This window comes from Stenotrophomonas sp. B1-1 (genome assembly GCF_010894375.1).
GTDB lineage: Bacteria > Pseudomonadota > Gammaproteobacteria > Xanthomonadales > Xanthomonadaceae > Stenotrophomonas.
The window spans coordinates 391,625-409,410 of record NZ_JAAIUZ010000011.1 but is presented as its reverse complement, the minus strand read 5'-3'; the positions used below and the strand labels follow the sequence as shown (position 1 = coordinate 409,410).

The following is a 17,786-nucleotide window of genomic DNA, read 5'->3' as shown; positions in this document are numbered from 1 at the left end:
GGTGATCCTCAATGCCCGCAAGCGGGACGCCGAGGTGGCCCTCGGCAGCCCCTGACAAGACAGTTGCTACTGTGTCGACCCAGGTCGACACCCACCAGAGCAGAACGCTGTTCCGACAGATCGCGGGAAACTGTCGAAGGCGGGGTGGGTCCGGTTGCGGGGGTGTCCGCGGCATGGATGCCGCGGCCAAGCCTCCACGGACGGATTCACGGCGTCCCCCGCAACCGGACCCACCCCGCCACCCCACGGATACCTGGCTTTTGACGTTGACGTTGACGTTGACGTTGCATTGAGCAGGTGCAGGGCGCAGCCCTGCCAGCTCCCCCCACCCTATACTTGCCGACGTGAGTGACTTCCCTGCCCTTGTCCCGCTGGATACCCCGCTGCTGGTCGGCTACAGCGGCGGGCTGGATTCAACCGTGCTGCTGCACTGGCTCTGGCGCTGCGCGCAGGCCAGCGCCACGCCGCTGCGCGCGGTGCATGTCCACCACGGCCTGCAGGCCGATGCCGATGCCTGGGTCAGGCACTGCCAGCAGCAGTGCGATGCCCTGGGCATCGACCTGGCCGTGCATCGCGTACAGGTCGCTACGGCCGACGGCCTGGGGCTGGAAGGTGCCGCGCGCCAGGCCCGGCGCGCCGCCTTCGGCGCCGAACTGCGGCCGGGCGAAACCCTCGCCCTGGCCCACCATCAGGATGACCAGGCCGAAACCTTCCTGCTGCGCGCACTGCGCGGCTCCGGCATCGATGGCCTGGCGGCGATCGCGGCCGACAGCACATTGCAGGGCCACCGCCTGTGGCGGCCCCTGCTGCACACCGCACGCAGCGCGCTGCACGACTACGCGCAGCAGCATGCCCTGCGCTGGATCGAAGACCCCAGCAACGACCACGACCACGCCGACCGTAATTTCCTGCGCCTGCAGATGCTGCCGCTGCTGCGCCAACGCTGGCCGCACGCAGCCGCGGCCTTGGCCGGCAGCGCCGACCACTGCGCGCAGACCCGCGCGATGCTGGACGAGGAAGATGCCGAACTGATCGCACACCTGGAAGTGGCACCGCGGGTGCTGTCGCTGGAGCTGCTGCGCCAGGTGGCGCCTGCGCGCGGTGCGCGCGTGCTGCGCGCCTGGGTGCGCGCGCACGGTGCCGCACCGCTGCCGGCCACGGTGCTGCAGCAGCTGCAGCAGGAACTGCTGGCAGCGCCCAGCGATCGGCGGGCGCAGGTGCGCTGGCAGGACCACGCGATCCAGCAATGGCGGGGACATGCCTACCTGCTGCCGGCCGTGCTGCCCACGCTGCCGACCGCCTGGCACGCCGCCTGGGATGGCCGCGCACCGCTGCCGCTGCCCGACGGCGGGCAACTGCGCCTGATGGGCTGCGAGGCCTTTTCCCAGCCCCTGCAGGTACGCGCACGGCAGGGCGGCGAGCGCATCCTGCTGCCCGGCCGCACCCATTCACACGCGCTGAAGGACTGCCTGCAGCGCGAGCACCTGGCGCCTTGGCGGCGCGCGCAGCTGCCGTTGCTGTTCGACGGCGAGCAGTTGCTGGCCGCCGCCGACGTGGTGGTTTCCGCCCCCCTGCAGACGTGGTTGCAGGCCCACGACGCGCAGTTGCAGTGGCGCCCAGGCGGCTGGTGAATTGACCCCCGCGCGGCTGCCGTCCACACTTGTCGCATGGCCAAGAAGTCCCCCGAAAACGTCTCCCCGGTCGCCCAGTTCGAGCAGTCGCTCGAATCGCTGGAACAGCTGGTGGAGCAGATGGAAACCGGCGAGCTAAGTCTGGAAGCGTCGCTCAGTGCTTACGAACGTGGCGTGGGTCTGTACCGCCAGTGCCAGCAGGCGCTGGAGCAGGCCGAACTGCGCGTACGCCTGCTCAGCGATCCGGCCCAGCCGGACACCGCCGAACCGTTCGACCCGCCCAGCCATGACGGTTGAGGCGCTGTTCGCGCACTGGCGCGACCGTATTGAAAGCCAGCTTGACGCCGCCCTGCCCTCGCCGGCCGATGCGCCGCAGCGTCTGCACCAGGCCATGCGCCATTCGGTGCTGGGCGGCGGCAAGCGCATGCGCCCGCTGCTGGTCTACGCCAGTGGCCGCCTGTTCGGCGCGCCGCTGGATCAACTGGATGCGGCCGCGATGGCCGTGGAGCTGATCCACGCCTATTCGCTGGTACACGATGACCTGCCGGCGATGGACGATGACGCCCTGCGCCGCGGCAAGCCGACCACGCATATCGCCTTTGATGAAGCCACCGCGATCCTGGCCGGCGATGCCCTGCAGACCCGCGCCTTCGGCCTGCTGGCCGATGCTGCGCTGCCGGCCAGCCTGCGCGTGGCCTGCCTGCAGACCCTGGCCCACGCCTCCGGCGCGGCCGGCATGTGCGGCGGCCAGGCATTGGATATCGACGCCACCGGCCAGCAGCAGTCGCTGGCCGCGCTCACCCGCATGCACGCGCTGAAGACCGGTGCGCTTATCCGCGCGGCGGTACGCATGGGCGCGCTGTGCGGCCAGGCACCGGCGCCGGTGCTGGCGCAGCTGGACGGCTTCGCCGATGCGTTGGGCCTGGCCTTCCAGGTGCGCGATGACATCCTGGATGTCGAGGCCAGTTCCGAGCAGCTGGGCAAGACTGCCGGCAAGGACCAGGCCCAGGACAAGAGCACCTTCCCGGCGCTGCTGGGCATGGACGGGGCCAAGGCGCACCTGCGCGACCTGGCCGCGCGCATGCAGGCGGCACTGGCCGGTTACCACGAAGAAGCCGACGCGCTGCGTGCGCTGGCCACATTGGCGGTGGAACGCGATCATTGATCGCGCTTGGCGGGCATGCCCCGGCGCTACCGGCGCTACCGGCGCTACCGGCGATGGAAACAGAAACGCCCGGCATTGCCGGGCGTTCTGCTGTCCACGTGCCGCCGGAATTACTTGATCAGGCGCAGCGCGAACGGATAGCGGTACAGCTCGCCGTTGTTTGCCTTGACCGCAGCGATGATGCTGAAGACCAGGCTGAGCAGGCCAACGATCGGGGCCAGGATGGCGCCGATGATCACGAAGGTCAGGATGATGCAGATGAACATCGCGATGGCGATGGTGATCTGGAAGTTCAGCGCTTCCTTGGCCTGGTCGGTGACGAAGGACTTGCCCGCGTCGTCCTTGTTGATCAGCCAGATGATCAGGGCACCGATGAAACCGGTGAAGATGCCCAGCAGGTGCGCGGCCAGCGCCATGGTGCGCTGGTCGGACGGCGCGTTGCCGGCCGCCGGGACGTTATCGAAATCGCTCACGACAAAACTCCTTTTTTTTGGGTGGTCATGCGCGACCAGCTGCGGGCCGGTCGCGTCAGGCGCGCATAGCTTACGCCATCAACGCCATCAATCATTACCGGCGATCGTCATCCGCCCCACCAGGATCGAGCCGGTGCGGATGTGCGAGCGCGGGTCGACATCGCTGCCCACCGCTTCAATGCTGGCGAACATGTCGCGCAGGTTGCCGGCAATGGTGATGCCATCGACCGGGAACTGGATCTCGCCGTTCTCGACCCGGAAGCCACCGGCACCGCGCGAGTAGTCACCGGTCACCCCGTTCACGCCCTGCCCCATCAGTTCGGTCACCAGCAGGCCGTTGCCCATCTGCCGGGCAATCTCGTGCAGGGAGCCGGCATTGGCGGCCAGCTGCAGGTTGTGCACGCCACCGGCATTGGCGGTGGTCTGCAGGCCCAGCTTGCGCGCCGAATAGCTGCCCAGCACGTAGCGCTGCAGCACGCCGTCGGTCACCAGGGCCGAGGCGCGGGTGGCCACGCCATCGCCGTCGAAGGCGGCCGAGCGCAGGCCGCGGCGCAGGTGCGGCAGCTCTTCGATCTGCATCCATTCGGGGAACAGGCGCTGGCCCACGCTGTCCAGCAGGAAGCTGGCCTGGCGGTACAGGGCACCACCGGACACGGCCGAGAGCAGGTGGCCGACCAGGCTGCGCGCCACTTCCGGGGCAAACAGCACCGGCAGGCTGCCGGTGGGCAGCGAACGCGGCTGCAGTCGGGCCACGGTGCGCTCGGCGGCGCGACGGCCCACGTGGGCCGGGTCTTCCAGGTCCTCGCGGGCCAGCGCGCCGGTGTACCAGCCGTCCCGCTGCATGCCATCGCCGGTGCCGGCAATCAGCGCGCAGCCGATCGAATGGTGGGTGCCGCGCTCGCGACCGATGAAGCCATGGGAGTTGGCGTACACCGATACGCTCTGCATGCTCGACACCGAGGCGCCGTCGGAATTGCGGATCTGCGCATCGGCCTGGCGGCCAGCGGCCTCGCAGGCCAGGGCCAGGTCCACCGCCTGGTCAGCCTGCAGCGCCCACGGGTGCCAGCTGTCCAGATCGGGGAAATCGCGGGCCATCAGCGCGGCGTCGGCCAGGCCGGCGGCCGGGTCGTCCTCGGTATGGCGGGCAATGGCGCAGGCCTGCTCGACCGTGGCCTGCAGGCTGGCCTCGTTCAGGTCGGCGGTGCTGGCACTGCCCTTGCGCTGGCCGAAGTAGACGGTCACCGCAATGCCGCGGTCGCGGGTGGACTGCACGGTCTCCACCTCGCCAAGGCGGACATTGACCTCCAGCCCGCGGTCCTCGCTGCAGCTCACCTCGGTCTGGCTGGCGCCCAGCGCGCGGGCGCGGTCGATCAGCTGCTGGGATAGGTCGGCCAGCCGTTCCAGCCGGGCCAAGCTGTCGTCGCCGGCGGCGACTTCAGGGGCGATCACGTTCAATGCTTTATCCTGTACAGGTTGGGCCCGGCATCACGCCGGGCGACTTTTTTTGAGATCAGGTAGGGACGATGCGCGGACGCGACGAAGAAACCGGTGAATTCCACGACAAGAGCCGCAGCCAGAACCGGCGCGACGCGCTCGATGTCCTGGCCCTGGGCGAAAAGCTGGTGTCGCTGACCCCGGCCCAGCTGGCGCGCCTGCCGATCCCGGAAGACCTGCTGCCGCATATCGCCGAGTGCAAGCGCATTACCGCCCACATCGCCCACAAGCGGCAGCTGGCGTTCCTGGCCAAACACATGCGCCGCGAGGACGAGGCCACGCTGGACGCGATCCGCGATGCGCTGGATGCCAACAGCGAAACCGGCCGCCGCGAAGTGGCGATGATGCATCGCGCCGAAGACTGGCGCGAGCGCCTGCTGGCCGAGGGCGACAAGGCGCTGGCCGCCCTGCTGGACGACTACCCGCAGGCCGACCGCCAGCAGCTGCGCACGCTGGTGCGCAACGCCCAGGCCGAAAAGGCCAAGAACAAGCCGCCGCGCGCCTACCGCGAGATCTTCCAGGTGCTGCGCGCGCTGATGCTGCCGGCGGCGCTGGGCCTGAAGGCTGCGACCGACGAGGCCGACGACGTCGGCACCGACGAAGCCGACGAGGACTGAGTCCGCGCCGCCCTGGGCATGGGCGCTGGCCATCGCCGCGCTCAGGCCTGGGTACCGCCCACGGTCAGGCCCTCGATCAGCAGCGAGGGCTGGCCGACACCGACCGGCACGCTCTGGCCATCCTTGCCACAGATGCCCACGCCCTCGTCCAGGGCCAGGTCGTTGCCGACCATGCGCACCTTCTGCATGGTTTCCGGGCCATTGCCGATCAGCGTGGCGCCCTTCACCGGCGCGGTGATGCGGCCGTCTTCGATCAGGTAGGCCTCGGTGGCCGAGAACACGTACTTGCCGCTGGTGATGTCCACCTGGCCGCCGCCGAAGTTGACCGCATACAGGCCCTTCTTCACCGACCGGATCATTTCCTGCGGGTCGTGCTGGCCGGCACGCATGTAGGTATTGGTCATGCGCGGCATGGTCAGGTGCGCGAACGATTCGCGGCGGCCGTTGCCGGTCGGGGCCATGCCCATCAGGCGCGCGTTCAGCGCATCCTGCATGTAGCCCACCAGGATGCCGTCCTCGATCAGCGTGGTGCACTGGCTGGGGTGGCCTTCGTCATCGATGTTCAGCGAACCGCGGCGCCCGTCCAGGGTGCCATCGTCAACGATGGTCACGCCCGGGGCGGCCACGCGTTCGCCGATGCGGCCGGCGTACACGCTGGTGCCCTTGCGGTTGAAGTCACCTTCCAGGCCATGGCCCACCGCCTCGTGCAGCAGCACGCCGGGCCAGCCCGGGCCCAGCACCACCGGCATCACCCCGGCCGGGGCCGGTACCGCGTCCAGGTTCACCAGCGCCTGGCGCAGCGCTTCGCGGGCGAAGGCTTCGGGGCGGCCATCGGCGAACAGTTCGGCGTAGCCGTAGCGGCCGCCGCCACCGGCATAACCCGATTCGCGGCGACCGTTCTGTTCCACGATCACCTGCACGTTCAGGCGCACCAGCGGGCGCACATCGGCGCCCAGCACGCCGTCGGTGCGGGCCACCAGCACGGTGTCCACGCCGCCGGACAGGCTGACCATCACCTGCTTCACCCGCGGGTCGGCCGCGCGCAGGTAGCCATCCAGGCGCTTGAGCACGTCCACCTTGGCTTCATTGCCCAGGCTGTCGATCGGGTCCAGCGTGGGGTACAGCGCGCGGGCGTTGCCGCGCAGCAGCGAACGACCCTGCTGCGCGCCGCCCTCGCGGGAAATCGCACGCGCCGACTGCGCCGCGGTCAGCAGTGCATCGGCATGGATATCGTCGGAATAGGCGAAGCCGGTTTTTTCACCGGCAATGGCGCGCACGCCTACGCCCTGTTCGATGGAATGGGCGCCGTCCTTGACGATGCCGTCTTCCACGCTCCAGCTCTCGCGCCGGGCATGCTGGAAGTACAGGTCGCCGAAGTCCACGCCGGGGCCGAGCAGCTGGCCGAAGGCGCGCTCCAGGCCAGCGGTATCCAGGCCGCCGGGGCGCAGCAGGCGGTCGTTGGCAAGGGTCAGGGCAGTATCAGTCATGGTCTCGATCTGGGGGTGCTGGCGTGGCCAGGCAAGGCCACGCGATGAACAGGGGCGCCGCGCTCAGCGCGGGCGCGGCAGGTCGGTCACGGTCGGCGGCGGAACCGGCACGGGCACCGGGGCCGGCGCGGGGCTGCGGTCACGGCTGCGCTCGATCACTTCCACCTTGGGCTCCTTCCACGGTCCGGTCACCCGGTAGGTGCGCGCGCCGATTTCACCCAGTGGCTTGGACAATACCGCATTGGTGGCCGCGCCCAGGGCGGCGCCCACCGGGCCACCGGCCACCGCGCCGACCACGGTCAGCAGGTTGCCGGCGCGCGGGTTCACATCAATGGTCTGGTCGAACTGCTGCTGGCGCAGGTCGGTCTGGCCGCGGATGGTGATGTTCGCTGCGGGGCCTTCGATCAGCACCTTGTCGGTGCGCGCCATGCCGTTGCCGAACTGCATGCCGCCCTCGATCTGGTTGAAGGCAAAGCCCTTGGAGAAGAAATCACGGAAGTCGAACATCAGCCGGCGCGGCAGCTGGGCCACGCTCAGCAGGCCCAGCACGCGGCCGGCCCCCGGGTCCAGTTCCAGCAGCTGGCCGTTGCGTGCATGGATGTCCAGCTGCCCCTGCAGGTTGCCCAGCTGGAAGTCGGACGGGCCGCCGGCCCACGAGGCCTGCAGCTGGGCCTGGCCGGAGCCGCCCCGCAACTGGCCGGCGTAATCGAAGTTCTGCAGCAGACCACCCAGATCCTCACTGCGCACCTGGGCGTTCAGTTCAGTACGCGCACCGGCGCTCTTGCCCAGCCAGCGGCCGGTGATGTCGATTTCCTGGTCCGGCGCGCGGAAGCGCAGCTCGTCCACGCTCAGACCCTGCGCCAGTGGGCGGGTGCGCAGCACCGCCTGGCCCAGCACCACCTTGCCGAACTTCAGGTCGGCGATGTCCAGCGCGAACGGCGGCAGCTTGGCCGGGTCCATGTCGTCGGCACCGGCCTGCACTTTCGCGGCGGGCGGCGTTGCCGCGCCGGCGGCTGCAGGCGGGGATTGCCAGTACACACGGTCCAGCGTGCCGCTGATGGTGCCACCGTCGGCATTGGGCACGCTCAGGCGGCCGGCCAGCGATGGGCCGTCCATGCGCACATCCAGCGCCTGCGGCCCGGGGTGCAGCTGCAGCCGGGTCTGCGCGAACACACCGCCGATCAGCATCAGCTGGCCCACCTGCACATCCACCGTGCGCAGCGGCATGGGGTCGCCATCGCCGCCCGCACCACGGGCCAGGCCGATCCATTCCAGCGCGTCCAGGGTGGGGCTGCGGCCGTTGATGGTCAGCCCGCTGGGCGGCGGCTCGCGGTCCACCTGGCTGCTGCCCAGGGTGACCTGCACACCGGTCTGGTTGTTGTGGCTGCGCGCAGCCAGCGCCAGCCGGTCGCCAAAGGCCACATCGATGCGTCCGGCCCCCATCGGCAGCTGTGCGGCCACGGTGGTGGCCAGCGGCTCGGCGGCTGGCTTGTCCAACGGTGCCGGCAGATCCAGGCGGGTGCCCACCAGGTCCGAACGCAGGCGCAGCTCGCTGGGCGGGGCGGCACTGCCGGGGGCGACCTTGGGCAGGTTGACCGCGATCGTCCACGGCGAGGTGCCGTTGATGTAAGGCTTCAGCCAGGCCATTTCCGGCGCGCGATCGATCAGCACGCCCGCATCCAGGCTGGCCGACAACTCCGATTCGAAGGCCAGCCGCGCATCGCGCACGAAGCCGCCGGCGCGCAGGCTCAGCGTGCCGTCCTGGCCCAGGTGGCGCACCGCCAGCGATTCGGCGGCGAACCCGGCGTTGCTGTAGCGGGCCTGGCCGTGCATGCCATCGAATGCCACGTCGAAGCGCTTGTCGGCCAGCTTCACCCCGGCCAGATCCACCGTGCCCTGCAGGTGGCCACCGCCTTCGTCATGGTGCAGGGGCTGCAGCAGATCGAAGTGGACGTTGGCCGGGCCGCTGGCGCTCAGGTTGTCCAGGGTGTCGCCGTATTCCTTGTGCAGGCCGCTCTGGCGCAGCATGGACAGCAATGCACCCGCTTCGCTGCGGCTGTCGGCGCGCACGTACAGCGGCTGCTGGCCGAAATCGGGAATGCCGGCTTCAAAGTGCTGCACCGCCACCCCGGCCAGGTCGCCACGGCCCTGGATATGGAAGCCCGGCCCGATGAAGGCGACATCGGCATCCACCTGGCCCATCAGCGGCCAGTCGTGCTGGAAGCGGATCTTCCCGTTGCTGATGTGGCCGGTGGCCTCGAAGCGGCCATCGTTGTTGTCGAACGGCCAGTCGTCCAGGTCACCACTGACCAGACCGATACCGCCCCGCACCTGCCCGCCGGCCAGGGCCATGTCCAGCCAGTCGGTGGCGCCCTTGCTCATCTTGGAATGGATCCAGAAGCGCTTGGCGGCGGTCATCGGCACATCGTCCAGCTTGGCCGCCAGCTGCATCCACGGCCGCGTGCCGTCGCCCTGGAACCACAGCCCGCCGCGCACGTCGGCCGCGTAATCGGTGCCCTGCACGCGCAGGGCCGGGGTACCGATGCGCCAGCCACCGGCTTCATCGCGCCAGCCCACCACCTGCCCGGCCAGGTGCAGGTCGTGGCGCACGCCGAAGCCGCTGGGCCAATCGAACTGCAGTTGCCGCTGCGGCTGCAGCTGCAGGCTGAAGCCATTGGCATCGCCTTCGAAACGCCCGCCCAGGCCACGCAGGCCCGGCGCGCCGGCCACGCTGGCAAAGCCCAGCGACTGCAGCTCGCCCTGCGCCCACAGCGGGCCATCGCGTTCACCCCGCACCTGCAGCGCGGCCACGTCCAGCTGTGGCCGGGCCAGGTACAGCCAACGGCGCAGGCCCGGGTCCAGCCGGTCGCTCAGGGCCAGCGCGCGCACGGCCGTGCCGGCCTGCACCGCACCGCTGCTGATCTGCAGCTGCCGGCCCAGGCGCACCTGCAGGCCATCGAGTTGTTGTGCGCCGTCTTCGCCCTGCAGGCGCAGCTTCGGCACCTGCAGCACCCAGCCATCGGCCTGGCGTTGCCAGCGCAGCCGTGCCTGCAGGCGCTGCAGCTGCACCTGCGGGTGCGCCACGCCCGGCATCGGTGCGCCTTCAATACGCAGCCCACGCAGGTCCGAATCGGTGGTGACCGCCACCGGCGCGAAATCGCGCAGGGTCAGCCACAGGTTCAACTCGCCCTTGCCTTCGCGCAGGCGCACGCCGGCCCCGGCCAACAGCGGCGCCCAAGCCTGGAAATCCACCGGGTCGGCACCCAGCCACGCCTGGCCGTTGCCTTTGCGCCGGTCCAGTTCCAGCACCGCCGTCAGCGGCAGGGCCTCGGCCTGTGCCCAGGCACGCACGCCCACCTGCAGCCGATCGCCCTGCACGCGCAGGCGCAGATCGATGCGCGGCAGCGTGGCGTCGATGCCCAGTGCGGGCGCATGCACGGCCAGTTGTCCGCCAATCACCTGCAACTCGCCCAGCCGGCGCAGCGCATCCAGCGGATCGCCCGCACCGCTGGACTGCGGCAGGCCACGCACGCTCCAGCGGCCGTCAGCGGCCTGCTGCAGGTCCAGCGACAGCCCGCGCAGGCGCAGCTCGGTCAGCGAGCGCCCCGGCAGCAACCCGCTGTAAATCGATACCAATACTTCGGCTTCGCCAATGGCCAACCCCTGCCCGGCGCCGATACGCAGCCCCTGCAACTGCAGCAGCGGGCCGCGCCGGGTCCAGGCGGTCTGCAGGCGCTCGAAACGCACCGGCTGGCCGGCCCGCGCACTCAGCCACGCGGCGATCTGCTGCGGGTGGCGCTCGGCCAGCGGCAACAGCTGGCTGAGCGTGCCCACCAGCAGGGCAAGCACGACCAGGCCTACCGCGCACGCGGCAATCAGATGACGGCGGATCCTTCGCAGTCGCAGGCGCGGCGGCGCGCTCATCGGCCGGCGCCGGACCGCAGCCGGCGTGGATCAGAGCAGAACCACATCGAACTGCTCCTGCAGGTACTGCTCGTCCGCCTGGAAACGGATGCTCTTGCCGAGGAATTCCTCCAGCTCGGCCACGGCGGCCGATTCCTCTTCGGTGATGCGTGCCACCACCTTGGTCGAGGCGATCACCAGCAGGCGCGCGGCATCGAACTGGCGCACGGCGCGGGTGATCTCGCGGAAGATTTCGTAGGTCACCGTTTCGGTGGTCTTGATGCTGCCGCGACCACTGCACTGCGGGCAGGTTTCCGACAGCTGGCGCTCCAGGCTTTCCACGGTGCGCTTGCGGGTCATCTCCACCAGGCCCAGCGGCGAGAAATCGTAGACGGTGGTCTTGGCATGGTCGCGGGCCAGCGCCTTTTCCAGCGTGCGCAGCACCTGGCGGCGATGCTCGGCATCGTCCATGTCGATGAAATCGATGATGATGATGCCGCCCAGGTTGCGCAGCCGCAGCTGCCTGGCCACCGCCTGCGCGGCCTCCAGGTTGGTGCGGAACACGGTTTCTTCCAGGTTGCGCTGGCCCAGGAACGAACCGGTGTTCACATCGATGGTGGTCATCGCCTCGGTCTGGTCGATCACCAGGTAGCCACCGGATTTCAGCGGCACCTGCTTGTCCAGCGCGCGGCCGATCTCGTCTTCCACGCCGAACATGTCGAAGATGGGGCGGTCACCGCTGTACAGCTCGATCTTCTCGGCCAGCACCGGCATGTACTTGGCCACGAACGCCTGCAGCTGGGCGAAGGTTTCCTTGGAATCGACCTTCACCTTGTCCACGTCCTTGCGTATCAGGTCGCGCACCGAACGCAGCGGCAGGCTCAGGTCTTCATAGATGTTGCTGCACGAGGGCGCCTCGCGGCCGCGCCGCTCGACCACGTTCCAGACCCGCGACAGATAGGCGATGTCCTCGGCAATGGCTTCGGCCGGCTGGCCTTCGGCATTGGTGCGCACGATATACCCGTAGCCACCGTGCTGCGCCGACAGTTCGGTCACCAGCGCCTTCAGCCGCGCACGCTCGCCTTCGTCTTCGATGCGCGCGGAAACGCCCACCACCTTCGACTGCGGCAGCAGCACCATGTAGCGCGAGGGAATGCTGATCTGCGTGGTCAGGCGCGCGCCCTTGGTGCCGATCGGGTCCTTCACCACCTGCACCACGATGTCCTGGCCGTCGCGCAGCAGTTCCACGATCGGCACGCTGGACGGCGGCGGCAGGGTGGTGTTCTCGGTATCGGCGCTGGCCACCGGGGCCGGCCGCACCACGTCGTTGGCGTGCAGGAACGCGGCGCGCTCCAGCCCCACTTCCACGAACGCGGCCTGCATGCCGGGCATGACCCGCTGCACCTTGCCCTTGTAGATGTTGCCGACCACACCCCGGCGCCAGCCGCGCTCGATGTGCAGTTCCTGCAGCATGCCATTTTCGATCACCGCGACCCGGGTTTCGCGCGGGGTCACATTGACCAGGATTTCCTCAGACATCGGCAGCCTCCCTGGCGGCATGGGCAGTGGGGGCCGGCACGCCGCAACGGGCCAGCAGGCGGTCAGTGTGCAGCAAAGGCAGCCCCATCACGCCGGAATAGCTGCCTGACAGGTGTTCGATCCAGCGCTCGGCGCCGCCCTGGATGGCATAGGCACCGGCCTTGTCCAGCGGTTCGCCGGTGGCCACGTAGGCGGCGATGTCGGCCGCAGCGATCGGCGCGAAGGTGACCTCGGAGACCACCAGCTCGGTCTCCAGGCCCTGCGCGTGCACGACCACCACGGCGGTCATCACCTGGTGGGTGCGCCCGGCCAGGCGCGCCAGCATGGCGCAGGCCTCGGCCGCATCGGCCGGCTTGCCGAACACCTGGCCGTCCAGCACCACCTCGGTATCCGAGCCCAGCACCCGCGCCTGCGGGTCGGTGGCCAGCACCCGGGCCAAGCCGGCGCGCGCCTTGTCGGCAGCCACCCGGCATACATACTGTTCGGCACTTTCCTGCGGCGCACGCTGCTCGGGCACCTCCAGGTCCAGGGCCTGGAAGGGGCGTTCGAGTCGGGCCAGCAGTTGGTTGCGTCGGGGCGAGCGGGAAGCGAGATAGAGCATCGGCACAGCATAACCTGAGGCCGCCACCTGAATCGTCGGCAACCCCGCCTTGAATGCCTTCAACCCCGAACGGACTCACAGCGCGTTCATCGCTACGACACCACCCTCACCGGCACACCAAGGAGATCCCATGCGCCGCACCGCCACCCCGCTGCTGCTTGCCCTGTCCCTCGCTCTTGGAGCTTCGATGACCGCCCATGCTGCCCCGCCGCCGCCGCCCGCGGTCGCCGCCGCCGAAGGCACCCTGCTGAACATCTCGGCCAACGCCGAAGCCACCCGCGTGCCGGACGTGGCCACCCTGTCGGCCGGCGTGGTCACCCAGGCCGCCGACGGCAACAGTGCCATGCGCCAGAACGCCCAGCAGATGGACAAGATGCTGGCCGCGATCAAGGCCGCCGGCATTGTCGAGCGCGACGTGCAGACCAGCGGCGTCAGCCTGAACCCGCAGTATCGCTATGCCGACAACGAAGCGCCGAAGATCACCGGCTACCAGGCCAGCAACACGGTCAGCCTGAAGGTGCGCGACATCGCCAAGCTGGGCAAGGTGCTTGATGCCCTGGCCGCGCAGGGCGCCAACCAGATCAACGGCCCGCAGTTCGAGATCGACCAGCCCGAGCCGGTCTACGACGAAGCCCGCCTGGCCGCGCTGAAGAAGGCCCAGGCCCGTGCCCAGACCTATGCGAAGTCGCTGGGCCTGCAGGTGCGCCGCATCGTCAGCATTTCCGAGAACAGCAACGGCGGCTTCCGCCCGATGCCGATGATGCGCGCAATGGCCGCCGGCGCGGCGATGGACAAGGCCACCCCGGTGGCACCGGGCGAATCGACCGTGTCGGTGAACCTGGACGTCGTGTTCGAGCTGGGCCGGTAAGCGTCGCGCAAGGCGGTAGGTGCCAACCGTGGTTGGCAGCCGCTGGCCCAGGCGCCCCCCAGGCTGGCGACCTGCAGAACAAGAAGAAGGGGTCCGCCACCGCGGGCCCCTTCCTTGTATCTGAAGCCCAGCCCAACGGCGTCGCACCTGACTCTAGGCAGTGGCCGGTGGCTGGCGCTAATGATGAACTGCCAGCCGCGTGCGGCAACCCCGATGGCGGCCCTGGTGCGTTGAGGACTTCAACACTGGCATGGAGGTGGACCATGGTTCGTACGTATCCCGCTGCATCCCTGCACTTCGACCCCGCCCGCATTGCCGCCTGGAGCGCGGCCATTGCCCTGCACCTGCTCGCGCTGTTGCTGCTGCTGATCCCGGCAACCTACCAGGCCATCAGCGCCCTGCCCCGCGACGACACCACGGTGCGTTTCATCCCCAAGGAAGCCCCCAAGCCGCTTGAGCCCACCCCGCTGCCGCCCAAGCCGGAAGTGGTGAAGCTGGTGCCGAAATCGCAGCCTGTGCCGACCGTGACCCCGCCCCTGCCTGCGCCCACCGCAGCACTCGACGAGGCCCAGGGCATCATCCTGCCGGCGGCCGCCGAGGTGGCGGTGGAAGCGCCGCCCGCGCTGCAGCCGGGTGCTCCGGTCACCGGCGCCCAGCTGCAGTACCGCAGCGCGCCGCCGCCGAGCTATCCGGTGCCGGCCCTGCGCAACCACGAACAGGGCACGGTGCTGCTGCGGGTGGAAGTGGACCCGAACGGGCAGCCGGTGAACGTCAGCATTGAACGTAGCAGTGGCTCGCGCAGCCTGGACCAGGCCGCCCGCCAGCAGGTGCTGCGCCACTGGCGCTTCGTCCCGGCCGAGCGTGATGGCCAGGCGGTGTCCGCCATCGGCATGGTGCCGGTGCAGTTCAGCCTGCCCGACTGAGCCATGGACCGGCCCGGCGACCTGCCGGGCCGGCTCCAACGCGGGCTGCGCTTCAAGCCGGCCATGCGCCTTCAATTCTTCAGTCGCGATCACATTTCTGTTACGAATTCAGTAAAACTTCACAACGCCGTCACCTGACAGAAACCTAGATTGAGCCGTCCCGGGACACACCGGCGACAGCCCTCGATGCTCGAGTTTTCCAGTCAGGAGAGAAGCTGTGAAACACCCGATCCAACGGCCCGCCAGCCGCCGCCATAACCACCTGGCATTTTCCATTACCCACATCCTCACCGGCGGCGCTCTGCTGCTGGCCGGCGCCGTGGTCTCCCCTGCCTTCGCACAGGACCAGGCCACCAACCTCGACCGGATCACCGTGACCGGTTCGAACATTCCCCGCACCAACACCGAAACGCCCTCGCCGGTGCAGGTGGTGACCCGCCAGGAAATCGACCGCAGTGGCAAGACCACCGTGGCCGAATACCTGCAGACGCTCACCTCCGACGGTGCAGGTTCCATTCCCAAGACCTTCGGCAATGGTTTTGCCGGCGGTGGCGCCGGCATCTCGCTGCGCGGCCTGGGCGCCGGCTCCACGCTGGTGCTGTTGAACGGCCGCCGCATGGCCACCTATGGCCTGGCCGATGACGGCCAGAAGGTGTTCACCGACCTCAGCACGATTCCGCTTGACGCCGTCGAGCGCGTGGAAGTGCTGAAGGACGGCGCCTCGGCCATCTACGGTTCCGATGCGATCGCCGGCGTGGTCAACATCATCCTGCGCAGCGACTTCCAGGGCGCGATCCTGCGCGGTTCCTACGGTGTTTCCGGCGATGGCGATGGCGATGCCAAGAAGGCCACGCTGACCGCCGGTACCGGTGACCTGTCCAGCGACGGCTGGAATGCGTTCTTCAGCCTGGACGTCGGCAAGACCGACGCGATCAAGATCAGCGACCGCAAGAACCGCAAGTGGATCGGCACCGGTGACATCCGTCGCTGGGGCTATGACGCCGCCGATGCGCAGTTCCTGGGCGGCGCCTACCTGTCCGGCGGCACCGCCGGTGGCGTGGGCCCGAACGGTTCGGTGTTCGATGACCGCAACGTGGACGATGAAAACCCGGCCTTCCTGGTCGCACTTCCGGGCTGCGCCGACCTGACCACCATTCCCGGCCAGAGCGATGCCACCGCACAGGCGCAGGGCTGCCTGTGGAATCCAGCCCAGCTGTACCGCGACCTGAGCCCGGAAGAGAAGTACGTGAACGTGTTCGGCCGCGCCAGCTTCGCCTTCGGCGAAGGCGGCGAGGTCTACACCGAGATCGGCTACTCGAAGAAGGAAACGATCTTCAGCAACACGCCATCCGGTGTTTCCGGCGGCTGGGGCTACCCCGGCGGCCCGGTCAACGCCAGCAGCGGCGACGGTGCCGTGGTGCTCAGCCCGACCCATCCGGACAACCCGATTCCCGGCCAGGCCTCGCGCCTGCGCTATTCGGCCTGGGATGTCGGCCCGCGCGTGACCAACAACACCAACGAGTTCAACCGTTTCCTGGTGGGCGTGAAGGGCAACTGGGGCGACTGGAGCTACGACACCGCCTACCTGCATTCGGGCACCGACCTGGTCAACAAGCGCACTGGCTTCCTGCGCTACAGCGCCGTGCAGTGCGCGCTGGGTGACCCGGCCTGCGCCGGCGGTGTGTGGCGCATCGGCGACAACGCCGGCCTGAATTCGCAGGCGCTGTACGACTACATCTCGCCCACCATCAGTGCCCGCGCCAAGTCCAGCCTGGACATGTTCGACTTCACCGTCTCGCGCAGCCTGATGGATCTGAAGGGCGGCCCGCTCGGCCTGGCCATGGGTACCGAATGGCGCAAGACCAGCAACAGCCTGACCCCGCAGACCTACACCGACCAGGGTGACATCATCGGCCTGGGCTACTCGGCCTATGACGGCACCCAGAACGTGTACGCCGGCTACGTCGAACTGTCCGCGCCGGTGCTGGAGCAGTTGGAACTGTCGGCCGCACTGCGTTACGACAAGTACGAAAGCGGTGAAGGCAAGGCCACCCCGAAGCTGGGCGTGAAGTTCACCCCGGCCGACTGGATCGCCCTGCGCGCCAGCTACGCCGAAGGCTTCCGTGCGCCGAACCCGGCCGAAAACGGCGACGGTGGCCTGGCCGCCTTCTCCAATGCCCGCGATCCGGTGCGCTGCGCCATCGACCCGGACAACGAGTGCACCGCGCGTTCGGTGGCGATCATCACCCGCCCCAATTCCGGCCTGAAGCCGGAAGAGTCGAAGAGCTACTCGGTGGGTATCGTGCTGCAGCCGACCTCCAGCACCTCGCTGACGGTTGATGCCTGGGAAATCAAGCGCACCAACGAAATCGCCCAGGGCAGCACCGCCGACGCCATCGCCGCCGGCAACGTCCTGCGCGACAGCAACAACATCGGCGGCGTGGCCAACAGCGGCACCATCCTGGCGGTCAACACGCAGTACGTGAATGCCAACTCGTCGCGTGTGCGCGGTATCGATACCGATATCCGCCAGACCTTCGACCTGGGTCCGGGCCAGCTGGAAATGGACCTGCAGTGGAGCCACCTGCTGAAGTTCGAGCGCACCGAGGGTGACACCACCGTCGATTACGTGGGCACGCACGGCAACTGCGACGTGACCAACTGCATCGGCACCCCGCAGGACCGCATCAACTTCGGCACCACCTGGAAGCAGGGGCCGTGGAGCGTGAGCGGCGTGGTGAACTACATCGACAGCATGGAAAACAAGGATCGCCGCGGTGGCGACTACCTGGCCTTCTATGAAGACGGTACGCCGGTGGAGAAGATCTCTTCGTTCACCACCTTCGATCTGTCCGGTCGCTGGAACATCACCGATGCGTTTGAACTGAACGCTTCGGTGCAGAACGTGTTCGACCGCATCGCCCCGCTCGACCCGTCCACCTACGGCGCGGTCAACTACAACCCGCTGCACTTCAGCGGTGCCATTGGTCGTTACTTCACCGTCGGCGCCAAGTACACCTTCAACTGATCCACGAAGGTCAACCGCTGCAGAGGCCCGGGCATGTCCCGGGCCTTTGCTTTTTCA

At 68.7% G+C, this 17,786-nt stretch carries 13 protein-coding genes; 7 read left to right on the top strand and 6 right to left on the bottom strand.

Annotated features, from left to right (window positions below; translation table 11 throughout):
• Window positions 1–344: 344 nt before the first annotated feature.
• From tilS to G4G00_RS09750, 3 genes are read left to right on the top strand one after another with little or no spacing between them, the layout of a single operon-like run.
• Window positions 345–1,631 carry a tRNA lysidine(34) synthetase TilS gene (gene tilS, locus G4G00_RS09760; protein WP_108753740.1) on the top strand — a complete coding sequence of 429 codons (1,287 nt, stop codon included), beginning with the start codon at window positions 345–347 and terminating at the stop codon, window positions 1,629–1,631.
• Between the two features lie 36 nt (window positions 1,632–1,667).
• Window positions 1,668–1,928 (top strand): exodeoxyribonuclease VII small subunit, encoded by a 261-nt coding sequence (locus tag G4G00_RS09755; RefSeq protein ID WP_108753741.1) that lies wholly within the window; start codon window positions 1,668–1,670, stop codon window positions 1,926–1,928.
• Window positions 1,918–2,796: a farnesyl diphosphate synthase gene (locus G4G00_RS09750; RefSeq protein ID WP_164272917.1), complete on the top strand. Its 879-nt coding sequence runs from the start codon at window positions 1,918–1,920 to the stop codon at window positions 2,794–2,796. Before G4G00_RS09755 ends, G4G00_RS09750 begins: the two co-directional genes overlap by 11 nt.
• Before the next feature lie 110 nt (window positions 2,797–2,906).
• Here the strand turns inward: G4G00_RS09750 and G4G00_RS09745 are convergent, their stop codons facing one another.
• Together G4G00_RS09745 and pmbA are read right to left on the bottom strand one after the other, a co-directional pair.
• Complete coding sequence (locus tag G4G00_RS09745) at window positions 2,907–3,269, bottom strand: DUF4870 domain-containing protein (protein ID WP_108750636.1); 363 nt, start codon at window positions 3,267–3,269, stop codon at window positions 2,907–2,909.
• An 87-nt stretch (window positions 3,270–3,356) separates the two neighbouring features.
• A complete protein-coding gene (gene pmbA / locus G4G00_RS09740) occupies window positions 3,357–4,724 on the bottom strand; it encodes a metalloprotease PmbA (protein ID WP_164272914.1) in 1,368 nt (455 codons plus the stop codon).
• Between the two features lie 68 nt (window positions 4,725–4,792).
• Here pmbA and yjgA point away from each other — a divergent pair, with 68 nt between their 5' ends.
• A complete protein-coding gene (gene yjgA, locus G4G00_RS09735; RefSeq protein WP_108753744.1) occupies window positions 4,793–5,380 on the top strand; it encodes a ribosome biogenesis factor YjgA in 588 nt (195 codons plus the stop codon).
• A gap of 41 nt (window positions 5,381–5,421) precedes the next feature.
• On the opposite strand, the gene tldD is transcribed toward yjgA, so the two are convergent.
• From tldD to G4G00_RS09715, 4 genes are all read right to left on the bottom strand, one after another.
• Window positions 5,422–6,867 (bottom strand): metalloprotease TldD, encoded by a 1,446-nt coding sequence (tldD, locus tag G4G00_RS09730; RefSeq protein WP_164272911.1) that lies wholly within the window; start codon window positions 6,865–6,867, stop codon window positions 5,422–5,424.
• A 63-nt stretch (window positions 6,868–6,930) separates the two neighbouring features.
• Window positions 6,931–10,791 carry a YhdP family protein gene (locus G4G00_RS09725; RefSeq protein ID WP_164272908.1) on the bottom strand — a complete coding sequence of 1,287 codons (3,861 nt, stop codon included), beginning with the start codon at window positions 10,789–10,791 and terminating at the stop codon, window positions 6,931–6,933.
• A 30-nt stretch (window positions 10,792–10,821) separates the two neighbouring features.
• Window positions 10,822–12,309: a ribonuclease G gene (gene rng, locus G4G00_RS09720; RefSeq protein ID WP_108750641.1), complete on the bottom strand. Its 1,488-nt coding sequence runs from the start codon at window positions 12,307–12,309 to the stop codon at window positions 10,822–10,824.
• On the bottom strand, window positions 12,302–12,910 hold the full coding sequence (locus G4G00_RS09715) for a Maf family nucleotide pyrophosphatase (RefSeq protein ID WP_108756828.1): 609 nt from the start codon (window positions 12,908–12,910) through the stop codon (window positions 12,302–12,304). The genes rng and G4G00_RS09715 overlap by 8 nt, the downstream gene beginning before the upstream one ends.
• A gap of 130 nt (window positions 12,911–13,040) precedes the next feature.
• Between G4G00_RS09715 and G4G00_RS09710 the strand changes: the two genes are divergently transcribed.
• The 3 genes from G4G00_RS09710 to G4G00_RS09700 all read left to right on the top strand — a co-directional run bounded on the left by G4G00_RS09710 (window position 13,041) and on the right by G4G00_RS09700 (window position 17,729).
• Window positions 13,041–13,778 (top strand): SIMPL domain-containing protein, encoded by a 738-nt coding sequence (locus tag G4G00_RS09710; RefSeq protein WP_164272905.1) that lies wholly within the window; start codon window positions 13,041–13,043, stop codon window positions 13,776–13,778.
• 263 nt (window positions 13,779–14,041) lie between these two features.
• Window positions 14,042–14,701 carry an energy transducer TonB gene (locus G4G00_RS09705; protein WP_164272902.1) on the top strand — a complete coding sequence of 220 codons (660 nt, stop codon included), beginning with the start codon at window positions 14,042–14,044 and terminating at the stop codon, window positions 14,699–14,701.
• A 217-nt stretch (window positions 14,702–14,918) separates the two neighbouring features.
• A complete protein-coding gene (locus G4G00_RS09700; protein WP_164272900.1) occupies window positions 14,919–17,729 on the top strand; it encodes a TonB-dependent receptor in 2,811 nt (936 codons plus the stop codon).
• The last annotated feature ends 57 nt before the right edge of the window (window positions 17,730–17,786 follow it).

Excerpts from the sequence above, each read along its gene's own strand:
- G4G00_RS09755 (WP_108753741.1), top strand. The coding sequence starts at position 1,668 with ATGGCCAAGAAGTCCCCCGAAAACGTCTCCCCGGTCGCCCAGTTCGAG.
- G4G00_RS09750 (WP_164272917.1), top strand. The coding sequence starts at position 1,918 with ATGACGGTTGAGGCGCTGTTCGCGCACTGGCGCGACCGTATTGAAAGC.
- yjgA (WP_108753744.1), top strand. The coding sequence starts at position 4,793 with ATGCGCGGACGCGACGAAGAAACCGGTGAATTCCACGACAAGAGCCGC.
- tldD (WP_164272911.1), bottom strand. The coding sequence starts at position 6,867 with ATGACTGATACTGCCCTGACCCTTGCCAACGACCGCCTGCTGCGCCCC.
- G4G00_RS09725 (WP_164272908.1), bottom strand. The coding sequence starts at position 10,791 with ATGAGCGCGCCGCCGCGCCTGCGACTGCGAAGGATCCGCCGTCATCTG.
- rng (WP_108750641.1), bottom strand. The coding sequence starts at position 12,309 with ATGTCTGAGGAAATCCTGGTCAATGTGACCCCGCGCGAAACCCGGGTC.
- G4G00_RS09715 (WP_108756828.1), bottom strand. The coding sequence starts at position 12,910 with ATGCTCTATCTCGCTTCCCGCTCGCCCCGACGCAACCAACTGCTGGCC.
- G4G00_RS09710 (WP_164272905.1), top strand. The coding sequence starts at position 13,041 with ATGCGCCGCACCGCCACCCCGCTGCTGCTTGCCCTGTCCCTCGCTCTT.
- G4G00_RS09705 (WP_164272902.1), top strand. The coding sequence starts at position 14,042 with ATGGTTCGTACGTATCCCGCTGCATCCCTGCACTTCGACCCCGCCCGC.